The organism is Desulfogranum marinum, from assembly GCF_963675105.2.
In the GTDB taxonomy this organism is placed as follows: domain Bacteria; phylum Desulfobacterota; class Desulfobulbia; order Desulfobulbales; family Desulfobulbaceae; genus Desulfogranum; species Desulfogranum marinum.
On record NZ_CAXXRO010000004.1, the window covers coordinates 2250405 to 2271593 of the forward strand.

The 21189-nt window shown below is 49.7% G+C and carries 17 protein-coding genes; 4 read left to right on the top strand and 13 right to left on the bottom strand.

The window, feature by feature from the left end; translation table 11 throughout:
- Positions 1-360: 360 nt before the first annotated feature.
- The 3 genes from amaB (at position 361) to ACHZCY_RS18690 (ending at position 4892) form a co-directional block, all read left to right on the top strand.
- Entirely contained in the window at positions 361-1893 is a 1533-nt protein-coding gene (gene amaB, locus ACHZCY_RS18680; protein ID WP_394713415.1) for an L-piperidine-6-carboxylate dehydrogenase, read from the top strand.
- A 92-nt stretch (positions 1894-1985) separates the two neighbouring features.
- Entirely contained in the window at positions 1986-3305 is a 1320-nt protein-coding gene (gene lat / locus ACHZCY_RS18685; protein ID WP_319549952.1) for an L-lysine 6-transaminase, read from the top strand.
- A gap of 231 nt (positions 3306-3536) precedes the next feature.
- Positions 3537-4892 (top strand): hypothetical protein, encoded by a 1356-nt coding sequence (locus ACHZCY_RS18690; protein ID WP_319549953.1) that lies wholly within the window; start codon positions 3537-3539, stop codon positions 4890-4892.
- A 23-nt stretch (positions 4893-4915) separates the two neighbouring features.
- Here ACHZCY_RS18690 and rsgA read toward each other — a convergent pair whose 3' ends face one another.
- Both rsgA and ACHZCY_RS18700 read right to left on the bottom strand, forming a co-directional pair.
- Positions 4916-6028 (bottom strand): ribosome small subunit-dependent GTPase A, encoded by a 1113-nt coding sequence (gene rsgA, locus ACHZCY_RS18695; RefSeq protein WP_319549954.1) that lies wholly within the window; start codon positions 6026-6028, stop codon positions 4916-4918.
- 330 nt (positions 6029-6358) lie between these two features.
- On the bottom strand, positions 6359-6565 hold the full coding sequence (locus tag ACHZCY_RS18700; RefSeq protein WP_205220959.1) for a hypothetical protein: 207 nt from the start codon (positions 6563-6565) through the stop codon (positions 6359-6361).
- Positions 6566-6889: 324 nt separating this feature from the next.
- On the opposite strand from ACHZCY_RS18700, the gene ACHZCY_RS18705 reads away from it, so the two are divergent.
- Entirely contained in the window at positions 6890-7516 is a 627-nt protein-coding gene (locus ACHZCY_RS18705; protein WP_205220960.1) for a LysE family translocator, read from the top strand.
- 25 nt (positions 7517-7541) lie between these two features.
- Here ACHZCY_RS18705 and ACHZCY_RS18710 read toward each other — a convergent pair whose 3' ends face one another.
- The 11 genes from ACHZCY_RS18710 to ACHZCY_RS18760 all read right to left on the bottom strand — a co-directional run bounded on the left by ACHZCY_RS18710 (position 7542) and on the right by ACHZCY_RS18760 (position 21185).
- Positions 7542-9734, bottom strand: a complete 2193-nt coding sequence (locus ACHZCY_RS18710; RefSeq protein WP_319549955.1) for a sensor domain-containing protein — start codon at positions 9732-9734, stop codon at positions 7542-7544.
- Between the two features lie 611 nt (positions 9735-10345).
- Positions 10346-11461, bottom strand: coding sequence for a histidinol-phosphate transaminase (gene hisC / locus ACHZCY_RS18715; RefSeq protein ID WP_319549956.1), 1116 nt, complete (start codon positions 11459-11461; stop codon positions 10346-10348).
- On the bottom strand, positions 11454-12749 hold the full coding sequence (locus tag ACHZCY_RS18720) for a hypothetical protein (RefSeq protein WP_319549957.1): 1296 nt from the start codon (positions 12747-12749) through the stop codon (positions 11454-11456). Before ACHZCY_RS18720 ends, hisC begins: the two co-directional genes overlap by 8 nt.
- Before the next feature lie 145 nt (positions 12750-12894).
- A complete protein-coding gene (locus tag ACHZCY_RS18725) occupies positions 12895-13326 on the bottom strand; it encodes an ATP-binding protein (RefSeq protein WP_319549958.1) in 432 nt (143 codons plus the stop codon).
- Positions 13326-13655 carry an STAS domain-containing protein gene (locus ACHZCY_RS18730; protein WP_205220964.1) on the bottom strand — a complete coding sequence of 110 codons (330 nt, stop codon included), beginning with the start codon at positions 13653-13655 and terminating at the stop codon, positions 13326-13328. Before ACHZCY_RS18730 ends, ACHZCY_RS18725 begins: the two co-directional genes overlap by 1 nt.
- On the bottom strand, positions 13646-15610 hold the full coding sequence (locus tag ACHZCY_RS18735; RefSeq protein ID WP_319549959.1) for a SpoIIE family protein phosphatase: 1965 nt from the start codon (positions 15608-15610) through the stop codon (positions 13646-13648). The genes ACHZCY_RS18730 and ACHZCY_RS18735 overlap by 10 nt, the downstream gene beginning before the upstream one ends.
- Before the next feature lie 94 nt (positions 15611-15704).
- Positions 15705-16706, bottom strand: coding sequence for an ABC transporter substrate-binding protein (locus ACHZCY_RS18740; RefSeq protein ID WP_319549960.1), 1002 nt, complete (start codon positions 16704-16706; stop codon positions 15705-15707).
- Between the two features lie 39 nt (positions 16707-16745).
- Positions 16746-17744, bottom strand: coding sequence for a GNAT family N-acetyltransferase (locus tag ACHZCY_RS18745; protein ID WP_319549961.1), 999 nt, complete (start codon positions 17742-17744; stop codon positions 16746-16748).
- Complete coding sequence (locus ACHZCY_RS18750; RefSeq protein ID WP_319549962.1) at positions 17741-18592, bottom strand: FAD binding domain-containing protein; 852 nt, start codon at positions 18590-18592, stop codon at positions 17741-17743. The genes ACHZCY_RS18745 and ACHZCY_RS18750 overlap by 4 nt, the downstream gene beginning before the upstream one ends.
- Positions 18586-19062, bottom strand: coding sequence for a (2Fe-2S)-binding protein (locus tag ACHZCY_RS18755; protein WP_205220969.1), 477 nt, complete (start codon positions 19060-19062; stop codon positions 18586-18588). Before ACHZCY_RS18755 ends, ACHZCY_RS18750 begins: the two co-directional genes overlap by 7 nt.
- Positions 19059-21185 (bottom strand): xanthine dehydrogenase family protein molybdopterin-binding subunit, encoded by a 2127-nt coding sequence (locus ACHZCY_RS18760; protein ID WP_319549963.1) that lies wholly within the window; start codon positions 21183-21185, stop codon positions 19059-19061. Before ACHZCY_RS18760 ends, ACHZCY_RS18755 begins: the two co-directional genes overlap by 4 nt.
- Between the last annotated feature and the right edge of the window lie 4 nt (positions 21186-21189).

The window sequence follows — 21189 nt, forward strand, 5'->3', positions numbered from 1 at the left end:
CCACGCCTTCATAGAGTGACGTGCTCAAGTACATAAGCCACATTCTGCTCGCTGGGCTTTGCACAGCCTTGACTCACCAGGATTAATGATCCGTATCCTGGTGGGCCTCTTCCCCCTTAGAGCATTTACGATTCGTAACGACACTTATTCTCAGACTTTTTTTTACCTGCCGAGGTTGCGTAAGCCTCCTTACTTAGTGTTGACTGACCGGGGTAAAATGCACATTGTTTAATTGTTAAAGCTTCTGTTGTAGAGTACGGCAGCATGCACAATTTTTTTCTCATGAACCACTGCAACGATCTTTTCCATCATGTCGGAAAACCGCATTATATGGCAGAGCAAAGATGTAGAGGAGTGACCATGGATTTCATGAAAGAACTGGGCATAAAAAAAAGAAACAATGGGATTGCGAGCGGAGCCAAGTGGATTACTCCGGCTAATGATGATTGGCTTGAGGTACATTCACCCATTGACGGAAAAAAATTAGGTGCTGTTAACCGAGCAGGAAAAAAAGAATATGAAAAAATTATTGCTCGGGCCCAAGAGGGCTTTGCCATGTGGCGCCAAATGCCTGCGCCGCAACGAGGCGAAATTGTTCGCCAAATAGCGCTTGAATTACGTATGCACAAGCAGGCTTTGGGACACCTTGTCTCCTGTGAAATGGGAAAATCCCTGGAGGAAGGTTACGGCGAGGTGCAGGAGATGATTGATATCTGTGATTTTGCGGTGGGGCAGTCCCGGATGCTTTATGGTTTTTCCATGCATTCGGAAAGACCGGAGCATAGGCTGTATGACCAGTATCATCCCCTGGGGCTTGTGGGAGTGCTGACAGCGTTTAATTTTCCTGTGGCTGTCTGGTCGTGGAACGCTATGATTGCAGCAGTATGTGGCAATGTCTGTATCTGGAAACCTTCTTCACAGGTTCCCCTGACCGCCATTGCCGTGCAGCATATCATTAGCAGGGTCCTGCAAAAAAATGATTTGCCGGAAGGTATCTTTTCACTGCTTATCGGCAGTGGAAGAACCATCGGGGAAAAAATGCTTGCCGACCCCCGCTTACATCTCATTTCGTTTACAGGTTCGGTTGCCACCGGCCGCCACGCTGCCGGTGTTGTGGCAGGCAGGCTCGGTAAATCTATTCTTGAACTTGGCGGCAACAATGCAATCGTGATTACTCCAGAGGCAGACCTTGAGCTGGCCGTTCCCGCAGTGGTATTTGGAGCTGTAGGCACTGCTGGGCAGCGCTGTACCACCACCCGGCGACTTATTATTCACCATTCCTTGTATAAGCAGGTGAAAAAAGCATTGGTCAAGGCCTACGGCAGCCTGCGGATCGGTAATCCGCTTGATTCCACTAATCACGTTGGTCCTTTGGTAAACCGGAAAGCAGTGAGTGATTTTAACCTGGCTATCGAGACTATCAGGGAACAGGGAGGTAAAATTCTCTTCGGAGGCAAGGTGCTCACCGGTAATGGGTACACCTCTGGTTGCTATGTTATGCCAACCCTGGTCGAGGCAACAGCAGACCTGCCTATTGTGCAGGAAGAAACCTTTGCCCCCATATTGTATCTGATAAAATATAAAGGTGATGTTAACCAGGCCATAGCCCTGCAAAATGGAGTCAGGCAGGGACTTTCGTCGGCTATTTTTACCAATAACCTGCGCGAGGCAGAGACTTTTCTTTCCGTTGCCGGATCTGACTGCGGCCTTGCCAATGTTAACATTGGTACTTCCGGTGCCGAAATCGGCGGTGCCTTTGGTGGTGAAAAAGAGACCGGAGGTGGACGTGAATCAGGATCTGATGCCTGGAAGGCCTATATGCGCCGCCAGACTGTTACCGTGAATTACGGGAAAACCATGCCCCTGGCTCAGGGTATTAATTTTCAACTTTGAATGCGAGCGTATCTGTAAGCACAGTGTAAGGACTTTATTATGGGTTAAAAGAAAAGAAGGAAAACGATTCTGGCTATTTGAGGAGGAAACAGATGGTGCAACCCCATGAAGTGAAAACTGTACTTGCTAAGCACATATTGGCAGACGGGCTTGAGTTGGTCATGGATTTGGAAAATTCCAGTGGTTCCTATCTGGTTGACAAACTCAGCGGTGATCGTTTCCTTGATTTCTTTTCCATGTATGCATCCATGGCCGTCGGATACAATCATCCCCGACTGTTGGCGGTTAAGGATCAACTGGCACAACTGGTTATCCAGAAGCCTTCCTGTTCTGATGTCTACACTGAAACCTTTGCCGAATTTGTGGCTACCTTTTCCAAGCTGGCCATGCCTGCAGCTCTCCCCCATGTGTTTTTTATCGAAGGCGGTGCCCCGGCAGTTGAAAATGCACTGAAAACAGCCTTTGACTGGAAAGTGCGTAAGAATTTTGTAAAGGGAGCCAAGGTCCAGAAAGGGAGCAAAATTATCCATTTTCAGCAGGCCTTTCATGGGAGGTCCGGATACACTCTTTCCTTGACCAATACCTTTGATACACGGAAAACAAAATTTTTCCCTTCTCTGCAGTGGCCGCGTATCATCAATCCAAAAATAACTTTTCCCATCAATCAAGAAAGCCTTGAGCAGGTAGCTGAACTCGAAGGAGTGGCGGTCCAGCAGATTAACGACGTGATTGCGGCTGAAGGAGACGATATTGCCGGGCTTATTATTGAACCGATCCAGGGGGAAGGGGGGGATAATCATTTTCGACCACAATTTTTGCAGCAGCTTCGGCAGATTTGTGACCAGCATGATATTCTCTACATCATGGATGAAGTGCAGAGTGGTGTAGGATTAACCGGTAAGTTTTGGGCGCATGAGCATTTTAACGTGAGACCGGACATCCTGTGCTTTGGAAAAAAAACACAGGTTTGCGGCATTCTGGCCTCACGCCGTATTGATGAGGTGGATAACAATGTCTTTCAGGAATCCAGCCGAATTAATTCCACCTTTGGCGGCAACCTGATTGATATGGCAAGATGCGCTCATATTCTCCGTATTATCGAAGAAGAAAACCTGGTGGACAAAAGTCGCCGCCAGGGGGAACTGCTTCTCAGCGAGTTGGAAAAGCTTGGCCGGGATTTCCCGCATATGGTAACCGGTGCTCGGGGAAGGGGACTGATGTGCGCTTTTGACCTGCCTGAAGAGCAGACAAGAAACCGGTTGTTGAGCGAGCTGTTCAAGCAAAGAGTGCTTCTGTTGGGCGCCGGGGAAAAAACCGTCCGCTTTCGGCCCCATTTAATTGTCAACAGCAATGAAATTCAACAGGTAATAGGCATCATCCGCAACATACTGAGTAAAATACAATATCATTAATTCATCAGTTTCAGGAATTGCTGAATAATAACCTGCACCCAGTAATGATGGACTCGTAAAAAATCCATCACTCACTAAAGATGGCTAAGTACAAACGTTTGATATACAAGGCGCAGTGTTTTGCTCGAGGCTTTGACTATACATATGGTATGTCAAAGCCTCGGGTAAAACCTGTAACACCGTAGATCGGACTTTTTACGACGCCATTAATAATAAAAGTCGAGGGTAACCATGGGCGAACAGCAACCATTTGATTGGCAACGGCGACCGGAAGTCGAGTCTTTTCTTCTTCAGTTGCTTGCTGATTTTCGGGGAAATAATCGAGATCTTGAGCAGCTGGAAGCAAAGTTAAAGGCTGTGACCAGTACCCGTCTTTTTGACTGGATCGATCATTTTGTAGTTGAGGATTCTCTCCATATCCGTACCAAACTGAGCGAAATGGGGTTTGTTAGGGAAGAGAGTGAACCTGTATCCAGTTATGTGTACCCTGGTGTCATGTTGCCGGCAGTGGTTTTTTCTGCCAACAAGTTTAGCCATCATCCTGGGGTGGCTCTGCGGGTGGAGAATATTGCAGACTTTATTCAGTTTAACGGATTCAACGGAACTATCGAGGGGGCTCCATTGGCTCCTTTTCGGCAGTGCTGCGTGTCGCTGGACAATGGTGCCGCTCTGTATGCGGTAGAGAGAAGGGGAACCAGGGCAATGCAGACGGTGTCGCTTGCAGATGGCTTTCAGCAGCAATACCAGACCGGGCTTGAACAGTGGCAGCTTATCCCTCGTGGCCTGGTCGATGAAGAGCAGGCTATTTCAGCAATTTTCGCCACCGTAGACAGCCTTGTGCGCAGTTTTGGCCCGGATCTAGCCGCCCACATTGTTTGCGAAGGGGAGCGTCGTTACTGGCTTTCCAGAAATTATGCGGCTCGCATCCAGAAGATGCGGCAGGACATCCTTGGTATGGGATGGGCAAACAACGATCACCATACCTTTCGCAGCTCACGACAATATTTTACCCGGCTGGTTGACCTGTTCAGTCGGTTGGGCTTTACCAAAAGGGAGCGTTTTTACGCAGGCAAAGAAGCCGGGTGGGGTGCCCAGGTGATGGAAAACAGTACCGCTGGTTTGTCCCTTTTTTTGGATGTTGATCTAGCCCCCGAAGAAGTCAGTGTTGATTTTTCCACCCAGCCGCTGGAAGAACGGGACCAGCTGGGAACCGTTGGTTTGTGGTGCGCGCTGCATGGTGATTCGATCCTTAAGGCGGGAATGCATCACCTTGCCGTGGACTGTCTCTTTGGCGACCTTGTTCAGGATGTGGAGCAATATGGAGTAGCGTTTATGGCGCCCTTTAGTGACTTTGAGTACCTGAAACAGGCCTTTAGTAAAGGCGAGATCTGGGAGGTCGATCCTTTACGGGTACAAAATCTCCTGGAGCAAAAAAGAATTACCCAAGAAAAAGCAGAGCAGTTTTTACACAAAGGGGTGCTCGGCAGTCACCTGGAAAATATCCAACGTCGGGATGGGTATAAAGGGTTTAATAAAAAAAATGTCAATGTGATCATTAAAGAGACTGATCCGCGAGTGTATAACTGATTCGAGCTCTTGGTCTTGCAATGTTATCCCTTCTTTTTTCCTTTTTTCATCGCTTTTATTTTCAGGGATACCCCTTTCCAGGTTTCTTTTTCTATCTGAGGGGCGGATTTCTGCTCTTTGTTTGCGAAAAAAGCAAGTTCACGCTGCATTTTAAGATAACTGTCCAACCGTTCCCTGGGGATTTGCCCGGAGGCGACACCATCCAAAACCTGACAGCCAGGTTCATGGGTGTGACTGCAGTCTGCAAACCGGCATGATCGAGTGAGAAATTCGATTTCCGGAAAGGTTGTATCAAGGGCGCCGTGATCGTCGCTGAAAGTTATTTCCCGCATGCCTGGATTGTCAATCACCATGCCGCCTGAAGGGAGTGTGATTAAATCCCGAGTGGTGGTGGTATGCCTGCCTTTGCCGACTCTTTTGCTGACAGCTCCCGTAGCTTGCAGATCTGCGCCGTAAAGCCTGTTTATCAGCGTAGATTTCCCTGCACCTGAGGAACCGATCAGGGTAACTGTCTGACCAGGGGCAAGGTATCCATCAAGGGCAGATACCCCGTTCTCCTCATGGGCTGATATCAAGTGTACCGGTACACCAAAGGCTATGGCCTCTACTTCATCTGCCCTTTGTTGAGGATGCTGCTCAAGGTCGGCTTTGGTGAGCACGATTGCCGGGGTGAGGCCGCAGTTATAGACCAGGGTCAGGTAGCGTTCAAGCCGTCGCAGGTTAAAATCACGATCCAGCCCGCAGACAATAAAGACGGTATCAATATTTGCCGCCATTATTTGTTCTTTTACCTGGCCTGTTTTCTGTTTGTGTTTGCTGCCAGCGGCACCTCTTACCAGTATATTTTTTCTTTCCAGAACGCTGGTAATGATCTCGTCTTTAACCACTACCCAGTCACCTACTACCGGCTGAATTCCCTCTGGAGTGTACTCCAGAGTCGCTGCTGGAGCTACACTGAAAGGGGTGGTTCCCTGGTTGACCAGAAAGCTGTTCTTACACCCCCCAATGACCCTTGCTGGTGTGCAGGGAGAGGGGAGTTCTTCCAGTGCTGTCTGAAAATGGCTGGTCCACCCCATCCGGATAAGATGTTCGGGGAAGGTATGTAGAGGATGATTAAACGTAGCCTGTTCATCCATTGTGTTGTTCCATGTGTTGGTGTCGTAGAGTTAACGGATCGTATTCAGTAGTAAAAAATGAGGTTTTTGCTGAAGCAGGAGACAATAAAAAGAAAGGATTAGAATGAATATCCCTTGCATTCAATCCTGGGGGCGCTTTTCCAGGTAGCTAATTTTGATCAATCAGTTACAGTTTTTAGATATGATAAATCAAAGAGTTATCAAGCCCGCGCGTAGTTACTATTGGCGTAAATGTAAAACTCAGTGATGAGGAGAGATACTGGCTAACTATCTATATATGTGTTGCATCTCCTTGTCAAGCTGTAACTATTGCTTGGTCGCAAGACAACGCTATTCTTCTTCAAGCAGGGCGATTTCCATATCTATCATTTCCCGTGCTCTTTCTACTGCCCGTCGCTGGTTTTCACCACCCATGGCGACATGCTGGGTGTAGCCCGAAGGACTGGTGATATCAAAGCTGAAGTTGGCGCACATGTTTTTCTCCGCCTTTACTGAAATAACCCAGCCTTGATATATATCTGTTATCGGATTGTTCATTTTTCTCTCTTCTCCGCCATAGCTTTGGTTTCCTAAAAGAGGCTTTTTTGTGTGTTTTCTGTTGTGGTCTTAGTGGTGTAAGTGTTGGTTATAAGAACTGGTCTGTGGTAGATTTGCAGCTTAACCATAGAAAATATGAGCATTTCCATAAAGGATTTTCGTACCATAGACGCATAGAAACGAATCTTGGGGAAGAGTCATCACCTTTTAGGGATAAGGGGTACATAATAGAGTGGCTGCGTCCCTCTTTCAGGGGTGTAACTGAACCATTTGCAGCAGCATCTCTACTCTTTCATTGGAAATCAGTCTAAAATGAGGAAATAAATGTTACCGATCGAAACCCAGATGACTTTTCTTATGGCCTCCATACTGCTTGCCTTGGCTCCCGGCCCGGATAATATTTTTGTCCTGACCCAGTCCGCCCTTCACGGAAGACTTGCCGGGATTGTTGTCATGCTCGGCCTTTGCACCGGACTTATTGTCCACAGTAGTGCCGTTGCTTTTGGCGTGGCCGTTATTTTTCAGACCTCTGTACTGGCGTTTACCATCCTTAAATTTGTTGGAGCAGCCTATCTTGTCTATTTGGCATGGGGGGCTTTTCGTGCGCCTGCTACTGCAATCCGGAACAGCCAAAACGGCCACATAAAGTATGGGAAACTCTACCGTCGTGGCATCATAATGAACATCACCAACCCCAAGGTGTCCATTTTCTTTTTAGCATTTTTACCACAATTTGCTGATCCGCAGCGAGGGGCGATAACCATCCAGATGCTGTTCCTGGGTGGTTTGTTTATCATTGCCACCATCGTTATTTTTGGAGCTATTGCTCTACTGGCAGGCACTCTTGGCAGGTGGTTGAAACAATCGTCTCGCATTCAGCTTATCCTTAACAGGGTCGCTGGTACGGTTTTTCTCGGCTTAGCCCTTAAACTGGCCACAACGGAGCGCTAGTAAACAAGACGCTGAACGTTTTTTTTTACAGGTTCCTAGCTTGTTTTTTTAGCAGCTGGAGAAAAGCCTCCGCCCGTAGAGGCTTGCTGAACAGAAATCCTTGGATCTCGTCACATCCTTTGGCGGCAAGAAAGTCTCTCTGTGCTTCCGTCTCAACTCCTTCAGCAACCATACGCAGGCCCAGCGCCTTACCAAGTTCGAGCATGGCGCTGACAATCGCCTCGGCGTCTGCATTTTTTCCTATATCACAGATAAAGGATTTGTCTATTTTGATCATGTCAAAGGGGAAACGGTGGATATAGGCCAAGCTGGAATAACCGGTGCCGAAATCATCCATCGCCAGGGAAAAACCCTTTTCTTTTAACTCATTGAGTCGAACAGCTGCCCTGCGTGGATTATTCATTACCAGGCTCTCGGTCAGTTCCAGCTCTAGATTTATCGCCTGAAAACCGGTTTTTTTCAGGACGCCATCGAGCATGTCAACCAATTCCTGGTATCGAAACTGTCTGGCCGATACATTGACTGATATCCGCAGATTGCATCCGGTTTCTTTTTTCCAGGTACTCGCTTCTGTCACTGCTTGGCGTGCTACCCAGTCTCCCAAAGGAAGAATGAGCCCTGTTTCTTCGGCGATGGGAATAAAACTGTCGGGCAGGAGCAACCCCATAGTGGGATGGTTCCAGCGAACCAGTGCTTCGGCGCCGATTACCTTATGCGTTTTGAGGTCGAACTGGGGCTGGTAGTAAAGCTCCAATTGTTCTTTTTGCAGTGCGTTGTGAAGATCCTGTTTGAGCTCAATCCATTTGGCTGCTTCCTGGGTCAATCCTTCGGCATAGTAGCGGAACCATCCTTTGTCATTGGCCTTAGCCCTGTACATGGCTGTATCAGCATGCATCATAAGGGTTTCAGGAGTATCACCGTCTTTTGGGTACAGGGCAATACCTATACTGCAGCCGTTGTAGAGCTGCCTCCCGGCAATGGGGAGTTTCCGGCTTACTTCATCGAGCAGCCTGCGAACAATGGTCGTGACCTGGTGTTCACTCTCCGGGGCATAGAGGAGAACTACATATTCATCGCCACCAATTCGGGCAACAGTGTCCACCTCCCGCACACAACCAAGAATCCTTTTGCCAATAGCTTTCAGCACCTGATCGCCCACGGTGTGGCCAAGGGTATCGTTGATTTGCTTGAAATTATCCAGGTCAAGAAACAGGAGGGCCAGTTGCTGCTGATCTCTTTTGGCCATGATAATTGCCTGCTGGAGACGGTTGTCAAGCAGGTTACGGTTGGCCAGGCCGGTCATGGTATCAAAGTTTGCCTTTGTCTCGAGTTGCTGTTCATATTGTTTACGCTCAGTCACATCCTGGAGGGTTTCCACTGCGCCAACTATATTACCGTCAAGGCCGTAGAGCGGCACTGCAGTAAAATAAAGCCATTTGGGACCTGACTGAAAGTGGGGGAAATAAGCTGTTGCTTCCCAGGCTCCTTTGACCAGCGGAGAATTTTTGCAGATGCCCTGGTAATATTCCGGTACCTGATCTCCTTGGCCATCGACGATCAGGTCCGCCATCACAGGCCGTTTAGCATCGTAAAAAGCCTTCCATTGATTGCTGGTTCCAACCATATCTTGTGCGGGAACCTCGTTTAGTGCGGCACAGGCGCGGTTCCAGTGAGTCACCTGGTGATCGGTGTTAAGGACAAACATGGGTACAGGGGAACCATCTATAATTTCGTGTAAAAGATGCTCATTTTCCCTTAGCGCTGCTGCAGATGTTTTTTCAGCGGTGATGTCGCGCAGCGTTTCAATGGCGCCGACGATTTCGCCGTCATCATTGGTAAGAGCTGCTGCTGTGAAGGCAAGCCACTTGCCTCCATTGGGTAAGTGGGGGAAAAAACTTTCTGCCTCCCATGTACCTTCCAGAATCTGTGAAGGGGAATAGCCGGCACCATAATAGTGTGCTATCTGGTCCAACTTGCCGTCAACAATGAGATCTGCCATCACGGGTCGTTCTTCCGGGTAGAAGGGCTCCCAGGTCCTGGTCGTGCCGAGCATGCGCTTGGCTGAAACTCCTGTGATAATTTCACATGCCCTGTTCCAGTGCAAAATGCGGTGCTGGTGGTCAATGACAAAAGTTGCCACTGGAAAATTTTCAACAATCTGGGCCATGAGATTGTTTCCTTTGCCTCGTATCTCTGACATTTTGCTGAGTTTTTTCAAGGTTTCTCCACAGCGGTTTTACGGAGCAACTCCTATTGAAAATAAGGTTCGATTAAGGAAACCAATTGAGTCTCTGTTCATTTAGTTGCCTGATAATGATTAAAGAGACGGTAAACACCTGTTGAATTGAATATAAGGGCAGTACTTTTTTGGTGAAAATACGAACTACCTTATCAACTGGTCATTGTAGTAAAGATAATACAAAGTGGTAAATCGTCCACCATATCTTGATGCGCAGCGGGGCAGGTTTAATCCGACAAACTTTATAATTGTATCAATCTTACCTGCCAATAAGACAAAAAATCCATTGATATCCCCCCGCGTCAACTTACCCAAACACTGATTAGTCGCAATTTAGCCTTAGCTTGGATAAGGTCAACTACGCTAATAAAATCTGAACCTCTTCTTTCCTGGAAAGTTGACAGATTGGCTTGGTTTGTCGACAGAGGAAACAACTTAAATTTTGCCTGCGTAGATCCGATTAACATTGCCTGTACCTACCTTGATCATGTCCCGATGCTGTGCAGAAAAAGGGTCCGCTATAAAATATGGCCGAGGAGGTACTTTTTTTCTAAAATATACTATTGCGTTATATGAGGGGCGATCGATGATTATCTGTTGTCCAAGACCTCGACAAAAGCCTTGCAAAAAGCTTCCATAACAGGGCGCTGAACCAAGCTGACCCGTATCCAGTTGGGAAAACGGAACGTTGTCATGGTCCGTACCATGATTCCCTTACGCATCAACATTCTATACATCAGGGTATCAGGCAGAGGGACCTTAACCATGAGGTAATTGCCTTCATTACACACGTATTCAAGTTTACGCTCCTCAAACAGCCCGCAAAGCAGTTTCTTGGCCTCGCCAACCATATCCAGCGTTTCCCTGATAAACGTGCCGTCGTTTGATAGGGCGGCGACAGCCGCTTCCTGCGCAAGAGTGTTGACGGAATAGACGATGTGGGCCCGGCTTACTAATTCGACAATATCTGCAGTCCCGCAAAGATACCCGATGCGCAGTGCCGCCAGCGCATACATTTTAGAAAATGTGCGAAAGACAATCACATTGGGATAACGCTCCATCAGCGTCATGCCGTCCGGATAATCTTCTTTTTCCACATATTCGAAATAGGCTTCATCGATAACCACTATGGCCCGATTATCCACCTCATCAAGAAAGGCCTCCATGGTCTCTGTATCCCAATAGGTTCCGGTTGGGTTGTTGGGATTGCAGACGAAAAGAATTTTGGTATTCTCATCCATTGCATCCAACATGGCCCGATGATCGAAGCGGTTGTTTTTTAGAGGGATAAGTCGCGCTTCAAAGCCGGAGAACTCCGCCACCCATTCGTAGACAGCAAAAGTCCGGTCTGCGGTAATTATATTATCACCTTCCTCGCAGAAGGCTTTGATCACGCTACTGATTACCTCGCATGATCCGTTACCGATCAGGAAACGATCCGGGGTCTTTCCATAGAAGGCGGCCAGCTTCTGGCGCAGATAAAAGCAATCACCGCTGGGATAGACCGGCACATTTTTCACCGGGAATTTCTCCACAATGGTGCTAACTTCCGGCGGTGGCCCCAGTGCGTTCTCATTATTATTGAGCCGGTGCAGGTGGTCCACGCCATAGGCCTTCATCAGCTCCGGATCGGGCTTGCTCGGTTGATATGACTCGAACCCCTGGACGTAGGCAGGGACCAGTTTTTGAAAATCCAGGTTACGCATACTGGAACACCACTACGTCAGATTTTCCGCCCTTGGGTAAAAGAATTCGAGGAACAAATCCGTTTTCAAGTAGAGCACCCCCCATAGCAGCCTGCCAGCCAGACGCGAGATCAATGTGGAAAAAAATGTTTCGATAATCGTCTTCGCGGAGGGCGGCAACCTGCCTGGCAATCGATTCGGAGACATCGACTCCAACAACCATGGGGACAAAGGTGGCTTCCTTTAGTTCAGGACGAAGTCGGGTTGAAAAAACTGATCGTTCCGGCAACGCCTCTCCCGCAGCATCGACCTGGCGGATCGTGCGCATGAGACACAGATCAGAATATTTCTTTTCCAGAAATTCGACTATATCATGATGGGCCCAAACAGCCCCTCCCGCGTCATCCCTGAGAAGCCGAAACCAGACCGCCATCTGGATGCTCTGTTCATCCTCCTGCAAAAACTCTATCTGGCCCAGAGACTCGAAATTTTCGGAGACAAGCTGTGCTGTAGCCAGGTCGCTGAACAGGCTCTCTGCATTGCCACGCCCAACCCGTTTAAGTAAATGCATCTCCAATTTCCTGGCGACATCATCACCCTCGGCAAAGATATATGGTCCGGAGAAACTGATACTGTTTTGCGACGGTGCCCGCCAGCTCAGCATTCCGGCCAGCTGTCCCTGCTCATCCACCGCAACGATCATGTCAAGGTACCCGCCTGCCACCATATCAACTGTCTTTCCCGGTGTGAAAAAGGCAGTATGGACCAGATAAGGGGGATACTGATTGACCACCGCGGCACAGGCCTCCTTGATCAAAGCCGGTTCAGGGTTGTCAACTATTGTCAGCGGACCTCTGAGCATTTTAGGCCGCACCAATTTCGGTTGCAGTACAAGGTATTCATAATCCAGACGCAATTCCAGATGTACCTTTCGCCCCTTTAATCTAACGGTAAATCTGTCCATCATACGGGAGGCGAGCAACAAACCGAGATGTTCCACCTCCTGGCCCGAATTGGCCTTTTTCTGGGCGGCAAGATTTATAATCCACAAATCCGATGGGGCTGCCTCAAAAGAAAAATCCACAATAACGCACCAGCCCCCATGGGTAATGGTAATTTGTACTTCACCTCCGTGTGCAGTCTGCGCCAGGTACGAAATGATTTCTTCTCCGGCCATAACAAGTTTCAACACCCGCTGGTGAGACATGCCGAACACCGAAGCAGCCTGTTCAATGGCTCCCTGGACCAATGGAATCAGGGATGAATCGGCAAATAGCCTGAGAGAAATCGAACGATTGGCAGTTTCCATGTAAATCTCCATACTGATACTGCGCTACATGGCCGAGGCAAGTTATAGCGGCGATTTCAGATTATAAAAAACGCTCTCAGCGGCCTTTTTCAGACGCAATAGTAATAAAACGGTGTGGCCCGCATTTTCCTTGAGTCCAGCTTGCCTATAAATGGAAGCAGACCGTAAAACAATTATTCTCATTCTGTCTTGCATAGGTACAATAGTCAGCCATTTGTGTGACCAGATAGACCCCCAGACCGCCTATGGGGCGCTCCTCCACATTCTGTTCCAGTGCGGGATTATCTTTTTCCAGTGGATTGAACGGAGGCCCCCAGTCTTGTATGGCAATGCAGATCATTTCGCCTTGGGTATCTCCAATGCTGTGGCGCGAACAACGTATATCCACTTCCTCTTTTAACTTTGGATGAGCATAGTTGACGATGTTTAAAAACAGCTCTTCCACGACCAGTTCCAGTTTACCTGAGAGTCTCTCCGGTACTCTCAGCATTTTGGCCTGACGGCGGACAAAGTCCTTCACCGCAGAGAGATTACCAAAATCAGCAGCAATACTGAGGGACGAATCGGTTTGGGCCATCAGGCTGCGAAAGCCTCTTCAACGGTGGGCACAATGGAAAACAGGGTAAACAAGCCGGAAATTTTGAAAACTTCCTCGACCATGCCGCTCACACCGCAAAACTGTATGGAACAGCCCTTCACCTTGGCTTTTTTAGCCGAGACAAGAATACTGCGAAGGCCAGCGGAACTTATGTATTCAAGGCCGGTCAGATCTACCACCACTTTTATTTCGCCACCGTCAATAACCAGCAAACACTCCTTTTCAAAGGCCGGGGCGTACACCGCATCCATACGACCGTTTACCTGCAGCAGGGTTCCACCCGCTCTTTTGTCGCATACTATATCCATCTGTCATCTCCTTCTTGTTTGGAACCTTTTCCAAGGTATTGCATGGCAAGCATCGTTATATCATCGGATTGTTCAGCCCCTCCGGTGAACTTTTTGAGTGACTTATCCACAGAGTCTACAAGCTGCTCAGCGGATTTTCCCAAACACTGGTTCGTTACCACCATCAGTTGGTCTTCGGAATAGAGGTTATTCATTTTATCCATGGCTTCGGTTACCCCGTCGGTGTAGATGAAAAGGGTATCGCCGGGATGCATGGTCATGGACTTGGTTGTGTATTGGGTGCCTTCCATTATACCAGCCACCAGCTGATTAAGAGGCGGAATCCACTCAGCGTCCTTGTTTTTGGGTAACAGTAGAGGCGGATTGTGTCCCGCGCTGGCATACCGCACTACGCCAGTGCGAATGTCGATGATTGCCAGGAAAAGTGTTACAAACATACAGGACTTGTTGTCTTCTGCCAGATCATCATTCACCTTGGCCAATATCTCGCCCGGTTCGAGTCGGCTTTCGGCAACCACTTTGAGAAGCGTTTTGGTTACTGCCATAAAAAATGCCGCTGGTACACCTTTACCGGAAACGTCACCTACCAGAAAGCAGAAATTGTTCTCATCCACGAAAAAGAAATCATAGAGATCGCCACCAACCTCTTTGGCTGGTTCTATGGATGCATATATGTCAAATTCCCGGTGCTCGGGAAAGGCCGGAAACAACTTTGGCAGGATACCCATTTGGATGTCGTGAGCAATGCGTAATTCCGATTCAATACGCTCCTTGGCCGCCGTGGTCTCTGTCAGGTTTTCGATGTAATTCTTTATGCTCTCACGCATGGCCTGGAAGGAATGGGTCAGTTCACCCACCTCATCTTTTGTGGTAGCCTCAGGTAACCTGGCCTCAAGGTTGCCTGAGGCCATGTCATTGGCTGAAACCGTCAACTCCCTGAGTGGATGGGTTATCCGTTTGGCAAGAAAGGTAATGAGCAGCGCCAGTGCCACGAAACCAAGGCCACCCAGTGTCGCCACCTCTCTGTTCAGGCGGGAGACTTCCGCCAGCATCTCTTTTTTGGAACAGACAAATCCTACAGACCAATGCTGGTCCGGGAGAGGTGAAAAATACAGGAAACTGTCGCCGGTCATTGGGAGGTCGTTTAGTTCTACCACCCCTGTCTCACCCGCCACCATCCTGCGTCCCACTTCGCGCAGCTGCGGATACTCAAGACTTTCAGCCGCCGTGAAGACGGTTTCATTCATCACCAGGTTTGCATTGGGATGTGCTATAAAGGTTCCATAACGTGAGAGCAGAAATACATACTCTGCTTCACGGCTGCTGAGACTGGAGATCAACTTTTGCACCCAGCTTATGGAAATGTCTGCAGTGACAACACCTTGCAACACTTTCTGTCCGTCCCTGTTTCGATAGAATGGCACCGTGTAGGTGGTCATCAACTCATAGCCGCCGCCTTTATCAAAATACGGTTCAGTCCAGATGGGACGTTCAAGCTCCCTGGGGAGCTGGTACCAATCCATGTAAAAATATTGGTAGTCATCAGAACCAAGCCGGGCGAAAACAATGGGGCCGCCGTCCAGGCGGTAATGATATGGGGCATAGTATTGGCTGTCGTGCTGAAAGCTGAAGGGTTCAAAAGCTATGGCTGAGCCGAATATTTCAGGATTGTTGATTAACACCCTTTGGCCCAGTTCATTGACCCGTTTTTCAGTCAGCCTGTCGTCTTCAAGGGAAAAAGCGACCGAATCAATCACCTTTTGTACCGTCATAAAGGCGGTTGAAATTTTTTTGGCCGTTGATTTTGCAAGCAGCGTCCCTCGGTCTTCAGCCAAGGCAACAATAATTTTTCTGGAGACCGAATAGTTATATCCCACTATGATTGCCAGAATAATCGTGGAAACAAGCAATGTAAGAGATGCCAGTCGGAATGCTATACCCTGAGGTTTCATCATGGTACCAGCCCTTTCCTGAATCTATTGGTGTTGTTTAAAGACCTCATCATTATAGATGTAATCAGAGTATGTTGACCCAATACAACAAAAAAAGTCATTGACTCAGGTCTTTGTAAAATTCGTGATAGGAAATGTCAGTTGTAGTGACGCCGTTTTGCAGCAGCATCTTGCTGGTGGCATTGAAATCATCAATTTTGAGCCGGGTATCCAGTTGTGACAGACCTTCCACCATAATAATGTCCTGCATACGCGCCAGCATCCATGTCTGGTGAGCTTTATTGGCCCTGACCTTATGCATTTTCATAATTCTCAGGAGGGTGTCGACTGTCTCTTTGGGATGGGCAAAGGCATACTCCCATCCCTTAACAGATGCCTGGACCAGGGCAGCTGCGGTTTCCGGTGATTTTTTCATGGTGGATTCCAGGCAGTAGATACCGTCCTCTGGCTGGTTCAGGTCAAGGTCGCTGAAAAAAAAGGTTGTCATTTCATCAGGGTTCAAGCCATAGGCTATAAGTCGATAGTATTCATTATACCACATGGCAAGGGTCGCATCGAGGCCACCACGCATGAAAAGCTCAAAGGAAGGAGCCTGGCGGACAAAGTCCACCTGGAGTTGTTCCCTGCGAAAAAGTGCTTGGGGTTGCAATTGGAATGTATTGCCCCAGGTACCGATCCTTGCCCCGTCCAGGTCTTTAATGGTCCTGATGCCGGAATTATTGCGAGCGACCAGCATGAGGGCTGAACGCTGTACGATCTGTCCAATATTAATCAGAGGTGCGCCTTTAGAGCGACGTTCTATGGCGGTAGACAGAAAGGCTGTGCCAAAATCAGCCTTGCCGGAAACAACACGAACCAGAGAGTCACTGTCAGCATCGCCGCGCAGGATTTCTACATTCAGACCATACTCGCTATAAATACCTTTCTCTTTTGCCATGTAGTATCCGGCGAATTGGGCCTGAGGAAACCACTGCAGGGCTAGTCGTACGGTTTTCCCTTCATAAGCGCTGGTAGAATCAGCAAGCAGAAGGCCCAGTAATGTGAGCAGCAGGGGAAGGCATCGGTAGCTCCTGCACATTTTTTTATTTATCTGTTTCATTGGGGGTTTTTACCTCACTGAACTTCACGGGACGATTATTCAAGATGGCCTCCTGTCCACCTCCTGCCAATCCCTGTACACTGCCTCTGCAACAGCACGTCCCTGATCAGAGGCATACCTGGGCATGGAAAAATTGGGAGTAGTGGGGAGTTTTTGGAAGAGCATCCCGTCTGTTTCGAACCAAAGCGGCAGATAACCGCCGAGGAAAAATCCCTGTCCGCGAAGAAGGTCAACCGCCCACGGAGCTGCCGGATCTCCAATGTTCAACTGTACTTGCATGGCGCATCCTTCGGCCTTTGATTCAAAATGATTCAGGACATCAGGAAGGTCTTTTCCCATCCGCGAAACTGAAAGCTTGGCCATGGACGCACCGGGTATGAACGTCGGCTCTGTGATGGACTGCTGGGTCTCCGGCAAGGTTCTCATTGCACCACTGGATTGTATACCCCTTTCTGCTTGTATTACCCGGCAGCGCTGCTCTGTAAATTGCGCATGCGCAGGGTGAGGATAAATCGTATGGGGTGTATCCTCATAGAGACGAAATACCAGGAGCAGGGAGATGTTTGTGTCTAATCGCTTTTTATTGTCAAAATTCAAGGTCGGCAGCCATTCGAGCTCCAGGCCAGTGGGAAGCATATTAACATTTTCTGCCATATATTGAGAAATGGTATGGTTGCACAATGCTTCACCAAAGATGCCCTTAACTGGTATTTGGGTTGGATATATTTCCATCAAGGTGTGATTGATTGCCTCAGCTACCCCCTGGTTCCGATGGGACCTGGAAACCATAAGCTGTCCCACTTCATAGAGTAACGGATTTGGGGAGGAGCGGAAGAGGCTGCCCACCCCGGCCAGCCGGTTCCGGTCGTCCCTGGCCACTACTGCCCGATGGGCGACGCCGTCGTAACGCCTGGTGATTTCCTCGGGGTCGTAAACGTACTTCATGGGAAAGTCATCGCCATATATTTCCCGGTATATACCAGAGATATCAGGAGCATCTTGAGGGCTGAAAAGGCTGAGAGAAATAGGTGTATTCATGGCTTCGGGTGATTGAGGGTTTCGAGGAACTCCGCAAAGAGGTTTGCGGCCACCGCCTCGCGGTACAGCGCTGTGGAGCGAAGGTCATCAATGGGTTTAACCGAATCTCTTACCATGGCGGCCAACCTGGCCCTGTCCCGGTAAAGCCGGTGCAGAGGAAGTCCGATGCATGCGTCCTCTATGGGGCTGCAGCGGATAACTGTGGGGCCGACCGCGCCAAAGGCAATGCCAATGTCGCGGACGATTTCGTCATCAACCGCCAGGGAGACCGCTAAAGAGACCTTGGTGATGGCATTGGCCACCCGTGGACTAACTTTTCGGTAATGGAAAAGCTCCTGAGCCGGGACTGGAATGGTGATAGCTGCCAGTAGTTCATCAGGTTCTAATGCTGTTTTACCGGGACCGGTTATGAACCGGTGAACCGGCATCCGCCGTACCGAATCAGGAGAGACTAGCTTAACCTCCGCATCAAGGGTATACAGGGCTGGGAGAGAGTCCCCAGCCGGAGATGCGGTGCAGATGTTGCCGCCAAGAGTGGCAATATTGCGCAGAGCAGGTGAGCCCATGGCATTGCAGGCAAGGGACAGGATGGGTGGGATTTGTGCGCTGGCAGCGAGCTCCGCCATGGTGGTCAGGGGACCTATACGTAGTTCATTGTTCCCTTTAGTTATGCCATGAAATGCCTTGACACCACCAAGAAAAACCATGGGCGGGCACTGGCCGTTTCGTATGTTTTCGGCCTGATGAATCATCAGGTCCGTACCGCCTGCATAAGGCAGTGCACCGGCTTTCTTAACAGCTGCTGCTTCAGTCGGGGTAGTCGGATAGGTGACTGCTTCGGTTACCATGCTTCTCCCCTTCTTTTCGCTGCCAGAGTGACCGCCTCAACGATCATGGCGTAGCCTGTACATCGGCAGAGGTTGCCTGCCATAGCGCTGCGAATGGTTTGCTCGTCGGGAGCTGGATCGTCCCGCAGCAGAGCGTAGGCAATCACAATCATGCCGGGAGTACAGTATCCGCACTGAACCGCTCCGGCGTCATTAAAGGCCTGGGCAAGAATGTCAAATCCGGGTGAGGAACGTAGTCCTTCTATGGTGGTCACCTGTTGTCCCTCTACTGCCCCGGCGGCCATGATACAGGAAAGGGCAGGAAAGCCGTTGAGCAGAATCATGCACGCACCACACTCTCCTTCGCCGCAACCTTCCTTGATTCCGGTCAGACCAAAGTTATTGCGCAGCAGGTCCACCAGGCGGGTCTCGTGAGCAGCGTCAGCCTTTACCGGGGCACCGTTAAGATTGAATGAGATTGTTCTGGTCATGATGATTTTGTCATTTGCTGCATGAGATATTCAGGGGATATGGGCAGCCGGTATACTTCAACACCACAGGCATCTGCCACAGCATCGGCGATGGCCGGCGCTACTCCTACCAATGGTGGTTCCCCAACGCACTTAGCTCCGTAGGGTCCAGGTGGATAGGGGTTGGCGACCAGGGTACTCTTAATCGCCGGTGTATCGAGCATTGTGGGTATGATATAATCAGATAGGGAGTTGGTCATAGTATCCTCTCTCATGGATTCGAGCAGCGCGTATCCCAGGCCTTGAACAACGCCGCCGTCGATCTGGCCGCGTATAATACGGCGGTCGATTGCGGTTCCCACATCCAGAGTTATCCATAGCCCGGTCGTCGAGACCTGCCAGGTCATGGTATCCACCTCTACTTCGGCAATGATGGCCCCCCAAACATAGGAATGGAAGGGATCGCCTTTGCCTTTGGCAGCGTCCCACTGCAGATGTTCAGGCTGCCTGACCTGTGCCTGTACCCTGATCTCGCCGGGCTCATGCAGGCGTGGCTTGAGCTTCTCCGCCGCATCAACCAATATGCGGCCAAACAGAACGACAGACATTGAGGCTCCGGTAATGGAGGCCTCTGGAACGCAGTCGGTGTCGGCGTCGTGGTGGATGATACGTTCTATGGGCATCTCCAGTGCTGCTGCCACGATTTTACGCAGGGCCGTATGCAACCCCTGCCCCATATCCACCAGCTCGGACAGGATTTCCACCGTACCATCCATATGTTTGAGCAGGCCCATATAGCGGGGAGGCATGGGAGAGCTGGTGTCCAGAGAGAACGGCGCTCCGAAGTTGAACAGCGCCTGTCCGATTCCTCTGCGTATTCGACCGTCGGCTTTGACCTGCTTTCTGCGGGTTTGGTAGTCGGATATCCGCACGGCTTCCTGCATGACCTCGGGCAGAGCAACAGGAAAATGATATTTACCGCCGGTGAGGGTACTGTTACCCTGGCTGATGAAATAGCGGGATTTAAATTTGAGTGGCTCCAGCCTGTGCCTCCGCGCTAGAGCATTCATGTGCGTCTCGATGGCAAAAAAAGTCTGTGGGGCTCCGAACCCCCGATATGCACCTGGCATGGGGTTGTTGGTTGCCATAGCGCGTCCGCGGACACGGGCCGAAGGAAAATGGTAGACACCAGTGGCTTTTTTGAGCCCAGTATCCAGAACCATGACACAAGACATAGCATATCCGCCAGCCTGGAAGACCACATCCACGTCCATGGCAATAATGTTTCCTTCACTATTGAGAGCTGAGCGGACTTTCACTCTGGATGGGTGGCGTTTGCTGGTTGTGAGGAGGTCCTCCTCCCGGGTGTAGACGATTCGAACCGGGCGGTTGGCCTTGAGGGCGGCAAAGGCCGCCTGACCCGCTAGAAAAAAGGGGAGTTCTATTTTACCGCCAAACGCTCCGCCCAGGGGGTATTGCACCACACGAACACGCTCATGATCCCAGCCCAGTGCGTCGGCCACCACTTTACGGAGGGCATAGGGGCCCTGGGTGGAGGCATGGATCTCCAAACGGTCTCCATTGGGCACGGCAACGACGCACTGGGTTTCCATGTACATATGTTCCTGGTAGCCGGTGCGGGTTTCTGTTTCAAATACTTCAGCGGCTTGGCTGAATGCTCCGTCCACATCTCCGTATGCAAAGGTTTCGTCTATATAAACGTTATCGTCCCCGTAAAGCGGAGGCTTGTCTCCTTTCAGGGCTTCATCCAGCGAGTGAATGGCCAGTATTGGATCACAGTCAATATGAATTGTTTTGGCCAGTTTGCGGACAGTAGCAGGGTCAGGTCCGGCCACAAGCAGCACGGGCTCGCCGATGTAGCTGACCTTGCCGGGGGCGAAAAAAGGACAGGTATCCCGAAAATAGGAGACCTGATTCTGGTTGGGAATATCGTCGACACCCACGGTCAGATATCCTTTAGGCATGTCTGGGATGACAATGTTGCGAATTATACCCCTGCGAACAGGGGAACGGACTGTCACCGCCTCAAGCATATTGTCAAAAAAGACATCGCCGATATAGTTGGTTGCACCAGAGCACTTGTCAGAGGTATCCGCCCTGTCGGTGTTTTTCGTGAACGCCATAAAG